The sequence below is a fragment of the Pantoea sp. ME81 genome (assembly GCF_903970985.1).
Lineage (GTDB): Bacteria > Pseudomonadota > Gammaproteobacteria > Enterobacterales > Enterobacteriaceae > Pantoea > Pantoea communis.
This window is the reverse complement of the sequence record NZ_CAJCKS010000100.1, coordinates 1-18,358: the sequence shown is the minus strand read 5'-3', so window position 1 is coordinate 18,358 and position 18,358 is coordinate 1. Positions and strand designations below refer to the sequence as shown.

The following is an 18,358-nucleotide window of genomic DNA, read 5'->3' as shown; positions in this document are numbered from 1 at the left end:
GCATCCTACTATTGCGGCAACAATAATACAGCGGGAAGCGGTATCGTCTATGGCACCACAGCGGGGGTCGCTTACAGCTGTACGCAACCGAATGCCTACATTCAGCTTTATGGCCCGGGGTTAACCAGTGACCAGGAGGGACAGGATAGTGCCTATAATTATCGTTTTTGGGGCGCTGATAATGGTTTCGGTTACGGCATGCGGTCGGTCAATCGTCTTTATAATACGCCGACATGCGTTGTGAGGAGCGCCACGCCTCTGGTGTTATTACCCTCTATTTCCGTTAACGAACTGAACAATGGTCTCTCCAGCTCCGCTAACTTCAGTGTCAGCGTTGAATGCAGCAACAGCGTAACCTCCGGCACCGCCAGCTCACAGACTGCTCTGGGATTTCAGGTTTCATCCGGTGCCTATAACGCGGCAAGTTCACTGGGGCTGGTCAACAGTTCAGGCGGCGTCAGCATGCTACTTTCTGACGATTACAATGCTGCCACAACGGCGCGAGGAGTGGGAATTAACATCGCCTACGCCAGCGCACCCACCGCAGCCCTGACGCTGATTGGTCAGACCGGTACAGATCCTTTAAACGGCAGTTATATGGGAAGTGGTGCGGGCTGGTATCCCGTTCTCAACAACGCCACGGCCTCAGGTAGCAGCGCGTCAGGCTACACTAACTATTCTTATAACTTTCTGGCGACGCTAACAAAAATTAGTGGACAGACGGTGACGGCCGGGAAGGTGAAAGCTACCGCCACCGTATTGGTGAAGGTCCAATGAGATACTTTCTCTGTTTACTCTTAAACTTGTGCTTGTGTCATGAAGCCACTGCAGGGGTTATGCCGTCACGCTCAAGGATAATTTATACGGCAAACAATCGTGAGCAGTCATTGATGCTGGCCAATACGAATACTTACCCGGTCGTGGCCCAGACCTGGGTTGACAACGGTGAAGGAACTCCCGATATCAACGATGTGCCTTTTGTCAGTATTCCGTCCGTTTTCAGACTTGAGCCTCATGGCATAAAGGGCGTACGAATCATTTATAATGCGATTCGGGTGCCCCAGGACAGGGAGTCGCTTTACTGGCTTAATATTTATGAGATTCCTCCTGAAAAAAAAGACGCTTCCGTAGAAAACAGCGTTCTGATAACAATGAATACACAAATTAAGGTTTTTTATCGACCGCAGGGAATAAACGAAACACCTGAAAAAGCGCTTCCTGAACTCACTTGCCGCCGAAATGACAATAAATCAATAGCTTGTCATAATCCATCTCCGATTCATCTCTCGGTAATTGCAGTGAAAGTCCACGCCGGAACATTAAATTTTGGTGAGCGGGACGCCGACCTTTTGATACGTCCTTTTTCTGACAAAGTTTTTCATTTTAATCAGGTTTTGTCTGATTCATTTAGCATTGAATTTCGCTATATCAATGACGCTGGTGAGCAACATACCTTCCTGTATAGCAATTGATTATCCCGGTTAGGGGTTTGAGGGCCAATGGAATAGTAGGTGAACGTGGACTCAGAGCGGACGAAATGAAGCTGCATCAGGCGACTGGTGGTGTCATCCACATAAACCAGCAGCGTGCAGGCCGGGCCGCGTTCCTCGAACCAGCGGTGATTGCAGCCGTCGATCTGTATCAACTCGCCGACTCAGGCACACCGGTAGCGGGATTGCTGAATTTTAGCGGCACGATCCCTGCGTGGGATCCAGAGACCTGACTGCATCATCAGCTTGCGCACGGTCTCTTTAGACAAGACAACGCCGTGCAGTTCGGTCAGCTTCTCGCTGGCAAGCGTCGGACCAAAGTCTGAGAAGTGCTCGCGGATGATCTGAACCGCACGTTCAGTAAGGCCAGCAGGCAGCCGATAGTTGCTGGGCTTGCCGCGCCGTGTTCACGATAACGCCGCAGAATACGCTGAATCTGACAGACGGAGAGTTCGAGAAGTCCCGCAGCTTCACGCTGCAGCAGAGTGTGGTCGTGAACGCGCTGAATGATGCCGAGCCGGTATAGATCTTTATCTGTCATGGTCACCAACATATAGTCTGCATCCTGAGCTGAGCCTTAGGAGATTTAGGGTTAGTTCAGGGACGACATCTGTGAATTGTTCCTTACGACATTAGCGCTTTGGAGTAACAATCAATGTTGAAGCTAAGCAGAGATGACCGGGTTCAGGCAAACCTGAGATGTCCAATTGTTATCAGAACAAGTGTACTTTAATAAGGTTAACCCTCTGATTTCAGGATTGATGAAACCTCATAATTAGCATCAATAAAATCTTTATTTATTCCGGAAGGATAAGTGAGTTGAGTATGTGGTCCTGCCACTGCCCATTTATTTTCAGATAAGATTGCGCATAGCCTTCTTTTGCAAAGCCCAGACTGCTCAGAGTCTTATTGCTGCGTAAGTTATCAGGAAGATGATTAGCCATTATTCTATGAATTTTATAATTATCATGCACATAGGTAATTGATCCTTTCAATGCCTCATACATCAATCCCTTCCCCTGATAAGCCTGGTCGAGTGAAAATCCCAAATAACATGCCTGAAAAACACCGAATATAAAGTTGGTGAAGTTAATACTTCCTATAATTTCGTTTTCATTTTTTAAAGTGAAAACCATAAGGATGCACTTTCTCTCTTCATAGTCGAGCAGCGCATTACGTATCCTGTCAGATATGTTATTGATTGCAAAATATTCGTCGTTTCGCAGTGGTTCAAAGGGTGCAAAATTGGCTCTGTTATCAAGCAAAAAACGCTGAAAGCTCGTTGAATGGTCTAAGGTCAGCAGATATACATCGGTCCGTTCAGTAGAAAATAACTTCATCTCTCATCCTTGTGAATGTCGGTATCGCTCTGATTGTATTGATAAATACTTCAACTTCCAAATATCTCCTGACTTCGTGCCTGTAAATCAATCATCGCCTCCAGTAAATCATCCTCATTGACTGCACGCTGCCGCTTTTTAGTAGGATCTTTCTTCGCGCTCCTGCGGCTTGGTCCGGTTCCAGCCGGAAGCGCCTGTGAGCGCGTATTATCACGCTTGTCCTGCATCAGCTTGGCCACAGCCAGCGCGTGGCCAAGCCGCTTGTTATCCACGATCGCACCCTGATCAACTTCAGACAGCCGGTCGTATGCAGAGTAGGGAAGGACCGTGCCGTGGCTTCGCAGTTCAACCCGGCCATCGGGGTACTGCCAGGCATCCAGATATTTACCCATCGCACGGCGGCTGTCATCGTTATCCTCAAGCAGCAACAGCATCTTATCGTAGCGGACCGTCAGCGCTTTTGAGACCTTGCGTAGCTCGCGCCAGGTAAATATCTGGTTGAGGTCGTCGTCAGCATCGAGCGGACGATGAACATCAAAGTCGTGCCTCGGTGCCTTCGCGAAACGGCGGTTGTAGTCCGCCATAAACTCAGCGGCAAAGGCGTTAGCCGCATCCGGCGTACTGATATCACGCAGCCTGAGCTCCTTGACCAGCCGATCCTGCAACGTGAGATGCGCACGCTCCACGCGGCCTTTGGCAGAGCTGGTGTTGGCGCAGATGCCGGTGATGTTCAGCTCGTTCATCGCGCGCCCGAACTGCGTCTGACCGTCGCCGCCAGCCGCATTTTTGTTGTTGATGCGGAACACGCTGGCCTTGTCGCTGTAAAATGCCAGCGGCTTGCCGTGCTGTTCAAGATAGCCGCGCGTGGTTTCAAAGTAGGTGAACGTGGACTCGGAGCGGACGAAGTGAAGCTGCATCAGGCGGCTGGTCGCGTCATCCACGTAAACCAGCAGCGTGCAGGCCGGGCCACGTTCCTCAAACCAGCGGTGTTCGCAGCCGTCGATCTGTATCAGTTCGCCGACGCAGGCGCGGCGGTAACGTGGTTGCTGGATTTTTGGTGCACGATGCCTGCGCGGGATCCAGAGGCCAGACTGCATCATCAGCTTGCGCACGGTCTCTTTAGACAGCGTCACGCCGTGCAGCTCGGCCAGCTTCTCGCAGGCGAGCGTCGGACCAAAGTCTGAGTAGCGCTCACGGATAATCTGAATCGCACGTTCAGCGAGGCCTGCAGGCAGCTGGTAGTTGCTGGGATTACCGCGCCGACGATCGGCCATACCCAGCGGACCGTCTGCGCGGTAGCGCTGGAGCAGGCGGCGACAGTGCCTGTCGGAAATCCCGAGACGCTCTGCAGCGAGATGGGTTGTCAGCCGCCGGTCAACAACGTCCTGAATCACTTTAAGCCGGTTAACTTCGTTCATCGTGAAAAACTCCGCACCAGAAGCCGCCATATCAGGATCCTCAGCAGGTAGCCCGAAGCGGCCAGGTAAGCATAGCTCAGAACGGCCAGGTCAGCTTTGCCTCAATAATCCAAGTGCGCGAAATCATAATTATGTTAAATGACTTATCCCGACGGGCCCATCAGATGCCACTATGTAAAAGATATCTGCTTACTACCTCCTCAGAGCCTGGTTCATGACGTAGCTCATTTGGCTCTTTTACACTGACTATAAACCGTAACACGCTCCCATTTTCCGTCTCCAAATGCCGTATTTAATCGATGTAAAATTAAATAAAGCAGTCATTGGGTGGCGGTATTATCACGCAGGGAAATGTTAATGATGAAAGGGAAATTTATAGCTTTTCGCTGGTTTTTATTGGCGTTTCTCTGACGATGTTGGTTTTTTATTATTTTTTCTTTCGCTCGGGTATTTCCAGCCGGTGATGACTTTCAACAATCACGGTGAAGGGTACGCCCAGGTTTTGATCGAACATCAGAGTTCACCAGTGAGGCATGTTGCATTTCGCCTTATGCGCTATGCCATTCCAGCGTCATATTGATGCCGAACCGGACATAAGACCCTGCCCCAGGTCATACCGTATTATTTTACCAGGGGAAGCGCAGTCCCTATCCCATCAACTGGTTGCAGTTGTTCAGCGATGCAGAACAGGCCGCTGAGCTTTACAGCGCTGATTTCCCGCTGGTTGACATCACCATCATCCCCGATTCGGTTTAAACGCATCTTAGTTGCAGAGAAGGGCATTGATCAGCGGCTGCGCTACATATGAGTTCCCAGAACCGGCAAGCTACCTAGAGCATCAAGCACCGGAAGGCGTTTACTGCGGATATATTCAATATCGCCAATCAGATAAACGGCATCGCGTGCACGTGAGATGGCGACATTTATGCGCCGGTCGTCAGCGTAGAACGTCGCAGGGCCTGTATTGCGCACGAACGAGAAAAACACAATATCAGCCTGTCGTCCCTGGAAGGCATCCACGGTATCGACTTCTACTGCGAGAAACTCGCTGAACGCCAAGGCGCTCAGGGTCTCACGCAAGGCTTTGCATTGGGCGCGATAGGGTGTGATCAGAGCAACACTGATTTTTTTCCTGCTGCCGGAGCGTTTGAGGGTTTCAAATATGTCGGTGAGCCGGCTCATAATGATGCGGACCTCCACTTCATTAATGAGAATCTTCCTTTCTTTGCCCTGCTGGGCCGGGACACGAAGCCCGCACGACTTGTAGGTGTACCAGCCAAAGTCCTGAAACTCGTGGTCGGTAGTGGTGCGATAGTGCTGTAACTCACCCTTATAGAAGTGATGAGAGATGAACTGACCGATATGGGGAAGCATACGGAACTGCCTGTTGAGCATCCCTTTCATCTGCGGGGGCAGGTTCTCGAACAACCGTTCGAGCACACCATTGCGGATTAGCTGCTCTTTATGTTCATCCATCTGGGTCAATACTTCGGCTTCTTCGGCGCAGAACGTGGGGGGCAGCTGTTTATGATCGCCAACCAGAATGCACTTGCGGGCAACGCTCATCGCCATCAGCCATTCGGGCATCGTTGCTTTGGAACACTCATCGACGATAACGAGATCGAACATCTCAGTTTCATCATCGAATAAATGGTCAATCTGATTACAGGTCACACCGTTGATCTGATGCATTTCACCCAGAATGCGCGCCTGCCAGCGCGGCAGGCTCATCCTGCCGTTCTCATCCATTGTCCCCTGCTTTAACGTTTCCCAAAGGTCCATGGTCAGCTGAGGGGCCGCACGGTACGCGTTATGCCACAGTGCATCGGCCCGATTCATCGCATCCGTTTGTCTTGTCTCGGGACTCTCGAATTCGGTGATGGAATACCGTGGGTAGCGCAGTATTGAGTTCAGCAGCTCCGGTGCGCATTGCTGAGCGAGGCGGTCCAGGGCGTTATCGACAGCGACGTGGGTCTCGGAGCTAATCAGGATCCGTGCGCCGGGCCTGGCTTTAACCGTTTGCAGAATGATCTCCACAATAGCCGTCGTCTTACCGGTGCCGGGCGGCCCCTGTATGCAGAAGAAATCTTCAGCGGCCAGTGCATTGCCGATTAAGGTAAAAGCGGGATCGTCAGCCTGATAGCTGGATTGAATGGGGGCCTGTGGCGTTATCACCATGGTGCTTCCGCCCTCCCTGGCATGGTACTCCTTCAGGAAAGCCTGAACCTTGTCGCTGTTTTCTGCCCCGGCCCTCAGGTTCCCGGCGTTACATTGTTCCCCTGGCAGTGAGAGATCATCACCGTTAACCCTGGCCGGGTGAGTATAGTAATACTGCAACAACCGGTTATGGTTGATATTACAGTTAGCTCCAGCCCGAAACCTGAGCAGATAGGTGATCTGACGTCGGAGCTTGGGCAGCGTGCGACCGTCTGCGGTCAGCGCCAGTTCCGACAGGTATTCCAGCCAGTGATCAATGTGACCGATAAAATCGTTAACCGCATCCGGCTCCGGAAGCAGGCTCAGCGCGTGATCGTCCATTTATGCCTCTTCAATCTTCAGGTGAAGGAGCGATTCGACGCCCGCCGGGTTGCTGCAACCGAGCCTGTTGATAATCATGCGACGCGTCGTGGCATCCATCTGTTGTGCCGGTACAGGCAATACGAATGTTGATGCAACCAGTTCAAAGACAATATTCATGTCCGGATGAATGGTTAACACACCAAAATTATTTTCAGCCATATCCGCGGTGATTAATGCATCAATGGCTAACGCAATTCGGTAAAGCGAGAATTGAGGCAGGGATGAAACCAGCTTTTCTCTGGTATTGAAGCCCGCATTGACGGCCTTCGTGACGGCAATAAGGCTCTCCTTTATCGAGGATCGCCGCCAGATAAAGGACATTTCAAGTTGTGATTCCATTTTCTGCCTTCTTTTTCTCCCAATGGGAGCGTTTCTGTTTCTTCGTATTAAACCCGAAGGCAAAAAAAGCATTAAACTCACGGTCTGCGCTGAGCATTTCACAAACGCTCTCTATCGCTGAATCAGGATGCAGCGGTTTAATTTTCTCAACGAAACCTTTAAGTTCGTCGCGACGGGCAAACAGAATGGCACGCGCAGCAATCAGTTCCTTTTTGTCCTGAAACGCTGCCGTCACCATGGGCGCCAGCCGCTTTTTTTCTGCCTTATCATTGGCGAATGACGCGGGATAGTTTTTAGTATCATGCGCAGCCTGCACCCGCCTTTTATAAGGCTGGTACTGCTCATTCAGGTTGCTCAATACTTCGCTGGCACAATTGATGATCTCTGTTGCTGTGCCGATGACTTTAATGATCTCAGGCAGTGAGCCACCCTCGTTAAGCCCCCTAAGCCAGCGGTCCGCATAGCTGTTATGGGTTAATTCATAGGCGTAATAATTTTCAAACCGCTTGCTCAGGATATTCCATGACGCAATGCACAATGCATATTCTTCGGCTAACGCGCTCTTATTTGCATCATGCAATGCTTCAACAGACCGTCTTTCCTCGTAAAGCGTATTTCGCTGCACCCGGAGTGAAGCCAGGCTTTTTGATAGTTCGGAGCGATGGCTTTTGAGGCGGTTTAACTCAAAATTAAAATCATCGTTACTGATTTTGGCAGAGCGTTCTATGGAAGTGAGGGTTTTAGTGATGAAGTCGCCGGTGACAGTGAGCGGCCGCTGAGCCGTGAATTCTCTCCACGCCTGCCGACTTTGTCGCTGAGCCTGATTATTCAGCTCCTCCCGCCAGGCATCCATTAATGAGATCGTGGAATGAATAGCCTTTATTTTACCATTGATAATAATCATATTTTGCTTACAAAGGTCAACGTTCATCCATGACTCAATGCATGGCATGATCAGATTGTGGAAGTTGTTGAGATTAGCAACATAGGCGCCTGCGCTCTCCAACTGACTATTCAGGAACGCGAGATATTGCCCAAGCTCCGTGTTGCGCTGGTCCTGGTGAGCAATAAGCTGGCGGGCGTATTCTTCCTTTTTGGTATTGATACGCTGGCTCGCTTCCGCCTGCTCATTTTCCAGGCGCCGGACCAGGGCCTGCGTCATCGCAGTTTCCTCCTGCAGTTTTGACCCGGCCCACCATTTAGCAAATGCTTTCAATAGCATAAGTTGTCAATCCTCAGTGCAGCTCAAGGAAATCACAGGCCTGATCCCAGCCCGTCTTGTCAGGAATAATCATGCTCATCCGATCGAGGATGATATTTTGCATTTCCTTTTTGAGTGCGACGCCAGCAGGCGCGGTGATATCAATGGTGTTCAGTTTGTCCTGCAACAGGCTCAGCTCAGCGGCAAAGGATTGCAGACGCGTGTTTTTTTCCTGCTGTTTTCGTTGTTCTGTATCCAGAAGCTCGGCGTGCGCTAAATAGTTCCTGCGCACCGGTGTGAACATCAGATACTGGCGTTGCAGATGGGTGTTCAGCTCGTCGCTAAACGCGTCAATTCGGGCGAACGCCTGGCCGGTGATGCTTCTCCGCGCCGCTTCATACTGAGCATCAATATGATTGATTTCCTGAGCGTACGCGGCTGCCAGCTCCTGCATGATCTGTCGTTCCTGCTCAGGTAATGCATCAATTTGCGCATAAATATCGCGCTGGACGGCTTTGAGATGATTTTTGCGGGTGCTGTATTCAGAGATGACCGAAATCGCGCCGCTGAAAGGCAACAAGTCCGTCCAGGAGAACGCCAGTTCGGACATGGCGCCTACTTTACCCGCATACTGAGAAATGTTGATAGCACCGCCGTGGAGCTTCTCAATCGCGGATTTGATATCGTCATTGGCAATTTTCAGCCCTCGCGCGGAAAAGTGATTCACATACGCGCCTGCTGCCAGCGAAAAACCGATCGCAAATACGGCACCACTGGCCATAACGCCCAGCGCGCCCAGCGTGGTTCCGCCAATGGCATAACCGGAGATCGACGCGCTGACAAACGTCCCGAGATAGGTCCCCACGCCTGCACCCAGACTGAATGCCAGGCTTCCCCCGACAACCTGCACTGTCCCGCCAATCGTAGAAGATGCAAACTCGATACTGTCAATTTCCCCTCGTGAAAATTTGAACAGGTCATGAGCAAGATTGACGGTGATCTGGGCGACGGCAGCAGCGACATTACCTTTGATAAGGTGTTTGCCTAGCGTGCCTCTAAGGGTTTTTCCTGTCTGCGCGACGGTTGCATCAAGCAATGACTGGCCTGCGTGTTGAATGCCCGTAATCAGCAGGGCATTACCCGCCCCTTTCGCGGAACTCAGCACCACGCGCTGGGCGGCTTCAAAACACATATCCATATCCAGCGGTTCGTCGCTGCGCATATATTCCAGCAGAATGGACACCGACTCCGAAGCCGCGCCAGCAATCGCGCCCGCCTGCGCCGCATTGCGGTACTGCATACCATTGAATTCCTGCCTGACGCGCGCCTTTTCCTTATATTCAGGCCCGTTCTGGTTGTTTTTCGCCTCGCTGACTAACTCCTCTGCACTTCCCTCACCTTTGCGATTTAACCCGGTGCTGGAAACAGCGCCGTCGGCGGAGGTGAGCTTGTCAGTCGCATTATTTGCGGTGTCCTGATTGCTTTGTGAAACATTCGGGCGCGTTTCCTGGTTACGCTGCGCCTGCTTATGGGCTGCGGCCTTAACGGATTCCACCTGATCAGAGGGAACAATCTTCCCCACGCCATCGTATTTTTCGGGTGACAGCGCGTCAGCGGTACTTTTGCCGTCTTTGTAAAATTTAACCTGATGGCGGGTGGTGCCATCCGGCGTATTCACATGGATATCCGCAACCGGATCATTAACCTGCCCAACATCCAGCGTCGCCCGATGATTATTCTTTCCTTTGGCAGCCGCCTCAATATTGAAAGAACCGACATGATGCGCTTCTGCGGCGAAGCCCTGCTGCACGTCGATTGACTGGCTATTAATGCCGTTGCCATATTTCAGCGAAATGGATTTGCGAATGCCCTTGCCATAATCGCTAAGCGCTTTATTTAACGCATCACCCTGGACCTGATTCCATATTCCCTGGAACTGAAAGGCTCCCTGATCAAGCGCGTCTTTGAATTTTGTCGTTTTGCTCATGAAATAGCGGGTCCTGTATGCAGACCTTCGCGCTGAGAGGAGGCCTCAGTGGCTGATTCAATGTTCCCTATGACGCGATTAATGAGCTCTTCGAGCTTGCTGATTTGCTGTTGTGTCGCTTGCAGTTGTTTATTCAACTCGTAAGCCACATCGGCAGGACGGCCATTACCGTTGAACTGTTCGGCGCAGGCCTCATGCACCTTGCGGCGTTGAACGGGATCATCACTGTAAAGCACCAGTAGTTGCAAGAATGACTGACAGGCGCTGAGTTCATCGAGATAGCTGGACTCCTGCTGGCGATATTGCGCCACATCTTCCAGCAAGGGCCCGACAGCCTGGATCAACCTCTCACGTTTTGCCGAGACGTGCTGGATGCTGCTCAGCAGTATTTCTTCCCGGCATTCATGGGTTCTGAGCATGGCGCGCAGATGGTATTCATCAAGCGAATGATATTTTCCGATGCGTTCCTGACCGGCTTTGATGGTCAAATCCAGGCTGGATATCTCTGAGGACAATCTGGCCTTATTGCGCTTATGTTCATCTTCGGCTTTTTCCTGCTGAATTTTGTAAGAACCAGCCAGATCAAAAATCCGATCAAAGAACCCCTGCGGCGGCAGATTGATGGGCTGGACTTGCAGGTAATTAAATGCCTCTTTCTTTTTTCTGAGCAACTCTGTGAAAGTCATATTTTCGTTAAGCGCCACAGCCTCATCGAAAGTTTCAAAGAAAACGATGTCGGCCCTGACGTGCTCAGCTTCGCGACGGTTTTTCTCAAGTTCGTTGTTTAGTTGAATAAGTTCAGCATTGAATCTGTTAATACCCACCCTCATCTACCCCCTAAGCTACGGCCAAACTTATTCAATTGACGCAGCGCAACCGCCCCCAGCGGCGAATGAATCTGCATGAGTTATGAATATGTTAGAGTGATAGCCTGACAAATTAAACAATCACTATTTCAAAGAGATAGCATTAATGCGGTCGTGCTGACATAAGGCAAATATTTAACGCGATTCATATTGCTGTTTCAGATAAATCAACGTTAAATATTTTTAAAATTAAAGTGGGCGTGCTGCCCGCTTTTGTGTCTCCCATCTTATGATGCACTCACTGTTGCCAGACGGGAATAATAAGATAACCCCCGGATTCTCTACTCAACGCAGACGTAGTAATGTGCGCAGATACTCGTTTCTGACTGATTATTAAAATTTGATGTAGTTGATTTACCATGAATCTGTCGCTGAGTTATCCTCGCCGCCCATGCGGTTAAGAACGCTGAGCCTTATGCCGGCTAATCCTGTCCTATTTAGGATGTGATACGTGAGATTTTCCTGCACTTCATCATTAGTCTTAGGATAAGATCACACTAAAGTCATCGCACAGCCAGAAAGGAATTTGCCATGCGCTCCAGCTTTTCCGGGTTCTACGGCGTCTCAGAAGAGACCATTGCTAACGTTTTTACATCTGCCGATACGATATTTGTTTTTGACGCGAACATTCTCCTGACTCTTTACCGGTGCGAGGAAGATACCCGAAACCGTTTCTTTGAAATCTGGGAAAAAATAAAGGATAAATGCTGGTTTCCCCATCAGGTATGCCTTGAGTATCAGCGTAACCGTTTAAAAGCCGTCAGTGACAGTCGGGAAGCGTTAGGAAAGATACCGAGTAAAATCAACAGTTCTATGGCAGCGCTGAGAAAGGAAATCTTCGGGAATGATTTCAGTTCAACCATCGCCCGGTATTCAAATCTCCGTGGTGAACTGGAAGAACTATTGCTTTCTTTAGAAAAGACTGCCGATGAGTTTTCAAAGAGCCATATTGAACCACGCCGGAAAAACATCGACTTTATTAATAATCATGATGTCATTCGTGACAAAATCGATGAGCTAACTGATGGAAAGATCGGCCCCGCTCCTGCTGACCAGAATACCGTAGACGCACTGAATAAATCAGGCAAAACGCGCTATCAGTATAAGATTGGTCCCGGCTATGATGATGAAAAAGCAAAAGAAAATAAGTTCTACGCATACAATGGCCTGAACTATGACGCGCAGTACGGCGATTATTACGTCTGGAGCCAGGTTCTTGATCACGTTGGTTCTAACCCTCAGAGAGCCGTTATATACGTAACAAACGATGCTAAGTCAGACTTCTTTTATAAAATTGATGGGCAAACCCGTGGGCCAAATGAATCTCTCATTACTGAGATGAAAAATAAGGGCGCTTCTGAATTCCTTCTCCAGAACATCGACACATTTTTGCATCACGCAAATAACCATCTGCATGCGAATATTGGTGAGTCTGCTATAGATGAGTTAGCCAGTGCCAGCCAAAACGAAGAGCGCAAGAAATATACATGGAGCATTCAGAAGAAATTATCTTTTTTACAGCGCAATCCAGGTTACATTAATAAATTATTGTCAGATGATAACTCCAAAGAAGAAATGAATGGTTTATATTATACTATTAGGGATAGACTCCATAAATACAGTCGTGAATATGATTCACTGGTCACGCAAACAGTTATACCTTTTGATGACTCTGAGCTTGATGGACTTGAATTAAAAAAGGAAAAGTTAAGAAATTCACTGAATACTTATCAATTCTTATTTGACAAGATTACGAATAAAATAGCTGCATCTCAGGAAGAAGAAGCCATCCATCAACTCCTTAAGGAAATGGATAGTGAATCGCCTGAAGAATGATTTTTAGGTTCTGTTGCGCGTGAAGCCTTCCTTATGACACGCGCTCCATCTTACGGAGAAAGCGGTATTCTTCCGCAGACATTTAGCATCTTTCTTTATCATTGAGGCTGGAAGGCAGCCACCTCTGCCAAAATTTCCTGTCTGGCCTCGTCTTCGCAAACATAGCAACCGATATACTCAATCATTTTGGGATCTCCTGTGACGTAGTGACCACAGCGATCACAATGCATTATGGCCCACCCTCGTTCTTCGCAGAAAACGCAAACGGAGAGGTTATCAACTTCAACTACAGATGGAGTATCGGATTCGCAGCTATGACAATAAGCGACCGGATATACGTCGTCTACGGAATCATCACCCTCCTCAAAATCAGCTCGATATATTTCAGTGTATTTAGAAAGAGCATATTCATCAGTGCAGATATGCTGACATACCTTACATTCATGTGAGGCATTGAGGAAATACGCGAGTGGCGAACTGCATTTTTCACAGGGTATTTCAGTGTTAATTTCTTTAGGGAAGTTATCTTTGACTTCACAAACAAGACAATAAAAATCATCTCCCCAAAAATGACTATGCGTAATGACCGCACTATTCAGACCACATGATGTACAGGTCTTGAACACATCTCCATTGGATTTTCTTAAATCGATGTCGCTTTTAATTTCGTCAAACTTTGCTTGCAAGAACTCTTTACGCTTCAAAATGTTTTCATGAAGCACGTCGAATTGCGCTGTAAAGTCTTTAAAAATTGGAGACCACTGATTTATCAACAGGTCTCTCAGGTAAAACCACGAAGACCAGTGTTCAATTATTAACTTCTGATTAGAACCATTAAAATCAGTGTGGGCGAAATGAACAATCTGATTTCTGTGTTCTCCCAATGCTTTGAAGTTATTCATTGCCTCAGTTTTAAAACTTTCATTGCAGATATTTTTAAGTCGCTGTTCAGACTCTGACAAATAGACAGACTTGAAATCTCCATTTTCAAATTTCGTCAGATTAGCACTTTCTGGTTTCGTGATAACAAGAGACCAGTGCTCTTTCATGAGTCTTGCTTTGAAAATTAGCTCAATTGCGGTATACAACTCTATAATTGCCGCTCTTGGTGAAGCATCAAGATTGCTCACCGAACTGTTCAGGAAGTAAATTGCATTCATAACCACCGAGTTGAACCAGGCATCTTTGTTTTGTTTATTTTGTTTAACACTCATACTCTAGCCCTTGCTTTGTAATGATAGCAGTCTTGTTAGTCTGCGGTGTGTACTGACATTATTTTTGTACTTCTTCTTAAGGATGGTAACAAGCCAGGCCATCGATTGCCATCCAGTACAAGCATCTGTGCTTGACTCATTGATTTTATCATATATGATTAAATTTATATCATTTATGAAGGTAATTATGATGCCGCAGATTAGTCTTTCTGATGCAGTTTACAAACGCCTGGAACAGCACGCCACGGGCTTTGACACCCCTGAGCAGGTCATATCGCGACTTCTGAACTTTGCCGAAGGGAACAGCCATACCAGACCTGAACTCTCATTTTGCCCTGAAGATGATAAGGAATTTAAAGCAGCCTTCATCGCCAGTGGGCATGCTGAAGTTGCACTCTACTATAACAGCGGTAAACGAGAAGTGATCCACTGGGAAGCCAAACGTTTTAATGAAGATTCAAATCTTCGCGCAAACCTGTGGTCAGGGTATCTGCGTAACTGGAAGGATAAGGGCATAGTTAAGGCCGAATTAACCGCCCTGCCACGCGAAACTCACGACCCTGAAGATGAAACCATGCGCACGCGCCTGATAGCCCATGCAATAAATCTCAAATATGATGAACTGGATGAAATCCAAGGCTTGTTTGAGGTTCATGAACAAACGACTAATGATGACATGCTTGTCGGTTATTACGTTGAGTTCGACCCCGATACGCCAGAGGCTCTACTGGAAAAAATTTCCGGCCTGTCAGGGCATACTGTTGATCTGTCCGTTAATATTTTTGATACTCCTTATTATGATGAACAATCGTAGTTGGATACCATTTAATTTTTCACCTAAACTTCACATGACCTTGATTTCGGAGTTTTAAACGTGATTACAGATATCCCTACGAAAAGTGATTTTTATTCTATGGCTGACCATATGGTCAATGAAGCGTGGGAAAAAATTGCTGATTTGGCATATGAATACAGAGAGATAGATATCTGGAACGGATTTTACAGCGAATCAGAACATTTCACCGACGATGAAATCAGAAACCTCGAACACTACTGGTTATTTGCGCGCCCCAAATTAATTACTGCATTCACCTTAATACTTCAGTCGGTGGAATTCAGAATTAAAGGTCTTATTGTTGATATTTCCCCCTATCTTCTTATAGTGAATGCAACCCGTAATACGCCAAAGGCAGATAGTGATGGAAATATTTCGTTCTCTGAATTTCATACGCTTGATGCGCAGGATCTCATAAAAGTTCACGACACATTTTCCCCCGTAAAATTTCCGGTAAAATTTACCGACTGGTTCAGAGATATGCGTATTCTCAGGAACAGATTTATGCATACGGTTGATATGAAAACGGACATATCACCCGAATTAATTTTCACTTCAGTCGTTTTTGCTCATATTAATCTTAATTCTGATTCTGCGCACTGGATTTGGCACAGGTATCAATATAAAGCGGCGCATTCCTCTGGCGGCATCAGTTATCACCAGGAAGATGAGGAAGAATTCTCTGGTATTGTGTGGGAAATGCTTCAGACTCACTACGAGTTTTCCGCGGCTATTTCGGCATGCTCCGAAGAATCAGCGCGTGAATATTTTGGTTATACTAAAAACCATCCTGAAGATGAAAATAAGAAAGAAAGTTTCTATTGCAAGAAATGTGTATCAGTCATGGAAAAAAGCTGGAATTTTGACGGGAAATTTATCGAGTCTGCGCTTGGAACTGTGCAGTACAATCGCAAGCGCAATCGTTACGTCTGCCTTTTCTGCCATGATGAGCAGATATCCAAGCCCCGTGGTATATGGGAGGAAGACGAGGAGTAATTACGTCTCGTCACTTCACACTGTTTATTCACCCTTGCGGAAGAAGTGGTTTTCTTCCGCACGCCCTGCCCCTTCCCCCTCTGCACTACATGTAGTGCCTCATCAACTGCCCCTTACCACCACATGTTGTGTTTTACGTGATTCTGCACGCCAGAGCGCCGCGCCGACCGGCATTTATTTATGCGGATTCAGCCTGTGAATTGCAGAAACTTCCGCAAAGCAGTGCTGCCGTAAAATAATTATTCTTCTTGACACAGTGTTTTTAGTTGTATATGTCAATCCGGTATATCCTAGTGGCGCTTTCTCTTCACCACTTGAGCTCGGGCTTACTAAAAATAATCCTTGCAAGATCACTAACTTCATATAATAAGCATTTTATGAACTGGGGGGGATAGCATTTACCTACTGTGCGGGGCTTACTACCAGTCTCAACCTTATATAATAAAAGTTATATAAGGCCAGACAAACGCACAAAACCCCTGTATCATGCGGATCCGGGCCGGATCCTGACCTTTCCGGCCATTTATACGCAACGGCGAGACCTAGACTCCGTACTGCTGACCGGGAACCTGAGCGCAGGTGGTTAAAACTCCGGCAGCGCTACGTAAAATCTGACGGGCAACTGCCCTGCTCTTTCTTCAGAATTCACGTAGCGTTGCCGTCTGATATGCGGGCAAATACTGAGCAAATATGAGCGAACTCTCCGGTTTTAACTGTGTGGCCTTCAGCGGCGGCGCTGATGACGATCTCACCGCAAAGCTGGCCGCGTTCGTGCGGCACCGCGAGGCCTTTTCGCCCAATACGTGGCGGCAGCTGCTGAGCGTGATGCGGATCTGCTGGCGCTGGTCGCAGGACAACCGGCGCTCGTTCCTGCCCATGTATCCGGAGGACATGCAGGATTACCTTTTCCATCTCCAGGCTATTGGCCGGGCAACCTCAACCATATCGGTGCACGCCGCGCTGATTGCAATGTTACACCGTAACGCCGGACTGGTCCCTCCGACGGTTTCGCCCGACGTTGTGCGCGCCAGAAAGAAGATCAACCGTACGGCGGTTGTCTCGGGAGAGCGCACCGGTCAGGCGGTACCTTTCTGCCGGCCGGATCTGAACCGTCTGGATGCGGCCTGGAATAATTCCCCCAGGCTTCAGCATCTGCGTGACCTCGCCTTTATGCACGTGGCCTACGGCACGTTGCTGCGCATGAGTGAATTATCACGCCTGCGGGTGCGGGACATCTCACGCGCGGCAGACGGGCGCATCATCCTCGACGTGGCCTGGACGAAAACCATCCTCCAGTCGGGTGGCATCGTCAAAGCGCTCAGCGTACGTTCATCTGAACGCCTGATGCAGTGGATAAATGCAGCGGGCATTGCAGGCGAACCCGACGCCGTGCTGTTCTGCCCCGTTCACAGGTCAAATAAGATCACCGCGATTGCAACTGAGCCGATGAGTGCCCCGTGTCTGGAAGATATCTGGCGCCGGGCGAGGCATCATGCAGGTGAACAGTCGCGGCCTAAAACCAACAAAGGGCGCTATTCCAGCTGGAGTGGCCACAGTGCACGCGTTGGTGCCGCGCAGGATATGGCCAGAAAAGGCGTATCAATCGCACAGATCATGCAGGAAGGAACCTGGACCCAGACCCAGACGGTGATGCGATATATACGCATGGTCGAGGCGCATAAGGGAGCTATGGTTTCGCTGATGGAAGACGATGGATAATTCGCCTGAAAGCGGGTCATGTCGGGCAATTAATCCTGTTATTCCCGTAAAAGTTCGACATACCGCCTGTACTCGTAACTCCGGTGTCGTGGCCTGCCGGACGTTTCAACCAGTACGCCCGCCTCAACCAGACTTTTCACCGCAGTATTGGCTGTCGGGTACGTCACCTCCAGCAGTTCAACGGCCCGGTCAACAGTCAGCTTCGGCATCGTCGGTAAAAATTCAAACAAACGTATACTGTGTACCGATGTGGATTTTAGAGACAGGATCTTTTTTCTGTCATCCGCAAAGAGGGTCGCAATTCTGATGATGCCCTGCTGTACTTCTTCAGCGGAGATAGTCACGGCTTCCAGGAAAAAAGCAATCCACTGCTCCCAGTTACCGCTGGAACGTATCTCGGTAAGGCACTGATAGTAGTATCTCTGATGCTGCTTCAGATAGCCTGAAACATACAGCAATGGTTCATTAAGCAGTTTCCATTCTTCCAGCAACATCGCGATTAACAGGCGTCCGATACGTCCGTTACCGTCCAGAAAC

Annotated in this window: 14 protein-coding genes and 3 pseudogenes; 7 read left to right on the top strand and 10 right to left on the bottom strand. The window is 48.7% G+C overall.

What is annotated here, in order from left to right; genetic code table 11:
* Both H7A81_RS17460 and H7A81_RS17455 read left to right on the top strand, forming a co-directional pair.
* Nucleotides 1-777: fimbrial protein (locus H7A81_RS17460; protein ID WP_182058223.1), on the top strand; the 777-nt coding region annotated here is incomplete at its 5' end.
* Entirely contained in the window at nucleotides 774-1,472 is a 699-nt protein-coding gene (locus H7A81_RS17455; RefSeq protein ID WP_370529963.1) for a molecular chaperone, read from the top strand. The genes H7A81_RS17460 and H7A81_RS17455, both read left to right, overlap by 4 nt.
* A gap of 32 nt (nucleotides 1,473-1,504) precedes the next feature.
* Here the strand turns inward: H7A81_RS17455 and H7A81_RS17450 are convergent.
* The 3 genes and pseudogenes from H7A81_RS17450 to H7A81_RS17440 all read right to left on the bottom strand — a co-directional run.
* Nucleotides 1,505-2,043: pseudogene (locus tag H7A81_RS17450) on the bottom strand (ISNCY family transposase); the annotation flags it as partial.
* A gap of 244 nt (nucleotides 2,044-2,287) precedes the next feature.
* Nucleotides 2,288-2,830 carry a GNAT family N-acetyltransferase gene (locus H7A81_RS17445; RefSeq protein ID WP_182058219.1) on the bottom strand — a complete coding sequence of 181 codons (543 nt, stop codon included), beginning with the start codon at nucleotides 2,828-2,830 and terminating at the stop codon, nucleotides 2,288-2,290.
* A gap of 50 nt (nucleotides 2,831-2,880) precedes the next feature.
* On the bottom strand, nucleotides 2,881-4,278 hold the full coding sequence (locus tag H7A81_RS17440) for an ISNCY family transposase (protein WP_182058217.1): 1,398 nt from the start codon (nucleotides 4,276-4,278) through the stop codon (nucleotides 2,881-2,883).
* A gap of 451 nt (nucleotides 4,279-4,729) precedes the next feature.
* Here H7A81_RS17440 and H7A81_RS27710 point away from each other — a divergent pair.
* Nucleotides 4,730-4,995 (top strand): annotated as a pseudogene (locus H7A81_RS27710) (Rpn family recombination-promoting nuclease/putative transposase); the annotation flags it as partial.
* A gap of 51 nt (nucleotides 4,996-5,046) precedes the next feature.
* Here H7A81_RS27710 and H7A81_RS17425 read toward each other — a convergent pair.
* The 5 genes from H7A81_RS17425 to H7A81_RS17405 are packed head-to-tail and all read right to left on the bottom strand — an operon-like array spanning nucleotide 5,047 to nucleotide 11,179.
* A complete protein-coding gene (locus tag H7A81_RS17425; protein WP_182058213.1) occupies nucleotides 5,047-6,786 on the bottom strand; it encodes an AAA domain-containing protein in 1,740 nt (579 codons plus the stop codon).
* Nucleotides 6,787-7,167: a hypothetical protein gene (locus tag H7A81_RS17420; RefSeq protein ID WP_182058211.1), complete on the bottom strand. Its 381-nt coding sequence runs from the start codon at nucleotides 7,165-7,167 to the stop codon at nucleotides 6,787-6,789.
* Entirely contained in the window at nucleotides 7,151-8,389 is a 1,239-nt protein-coding gene (locus tag H7A81_RS17415; protein ID WP_182058209.1) for a hypothetical protein, read from the bottom strand. Before H7A81_RS17415 ends, H7A81_RS17420 begins: the two co-directional genes overlap by 17 nt.
* A gap of 13 nt (nucleotides 8,390-8,402) precedes the next feature.
* Nucleotides 8,403-10,355, bottom strand: a complete 1,953-nt coding sequence (locus H7A81_RS17410; protein WP_182058207.1) for a hypothetical protein — start codon at nucleotides 10,353-10,355, stop codon at nucleotides 8,403-8,405.
* On the bottom strand, nucleotides 10,352-11,179 hold the full coding sequence (locus H7A81_RS17405; protein ID WP_182058206.1) for a hypothetical protein: 828 nt from the start codon (nucleotides 11,177-11,179) through the stop codon (nucleotides 10,352-10,354). The genes H7A81_RS17410 and H7A81_RS17405 overlap by 4 nt, the downstream gene beginning before the upstream one ends.
* A gap of 573 nt (nucleotides 11,180-11,752) precedes the next feature.
* Between H7A81_RS17405 and H7A81_RS17400 the strand changes: the two genes are divergently transcribed.
* Nucleotides 11,753-13,057, top strand: coding sequence for a PIN-like domain-containing protein (locus H7A81_RS17400; RefSeq protein ID WP_182058204.1), 1,305 nt, complete (start codon nucleotides 11,753-11,755; stop codon nucleotides 13,055-13,057).
* Nucleotides 13,058-13,155: 98 nt separating this feature from the next.
* Here the strand turns inward: H7A81_RS17400 and H7A81_RS17395 are convergent, their stop codons facing one another.
* Entirely contained in the window at nucleotides 13,156-14,271 is a 1,116-nt protein-coding gene (locus H7A81_RS17395; protein ID WP_182058202.1) for a hypothetical protein, read from the bottom strand.
* Nucleotides 14,272-14,461: 190 nt separating this feature from the next.
* Here H7A81_RS17395 and H7A81_RS17390 point away from each other — a divergent pair, with 190 nt between their 5' ends.
* The 3 genes from H7A81_RS17390 (at nucleotide 14,462) to H7A81_RS17380 (ending at nucleotide 17,821) form a co-directional block, all read left to right on the top strand.
* Nucleotides 14,462-15,085, top strand: coding sequence for a hypothetical protein (locus tag H7A81_RS17390; protein ID WP_182058201.1), 624 nt, complete (start codon nucleotides 14,462-14,464; stop codon nucleotides 15,083-15,085).
* A gap of 60 nt (nucleotides 15,086-15,145) precedes the next feature.
* Complete coding sequence (locus H7A81_RS17385) at nucleotides 15,146-16,102, top strand: hypothetical protein (protein ID WP_182058199.1); 957 nt, start codon at nucleotides 15,146-15,148, stop codon at nucleotides 16,100-16,102.
* Between the two features lie 690 nt (nucleotides 16,103-16,792).
* Nucleotides 16,793-17,821, top strand: coding sequence for a tyrosine-type recombinase/integrase (locus H7A81_RS17380; RefSeq protein WP_182058197.1), 1,029 nt, complete (start codon nucleotides 16,793-16,795; stop codon nucleotides 17,819-17,821).
* Nucleotides 17,822-17,859: 38 nt separating this feature from the next.
* On the opposite strand, the pseudogene H7A81_RS17375 reads toward H7A81_RS17380, so the two are convergent.
* Nucleotides 17,860-18,358: pseudogene (locus H7A81_RS17375) on the bottom strand (Fic family protein); the annotation flags it as partial.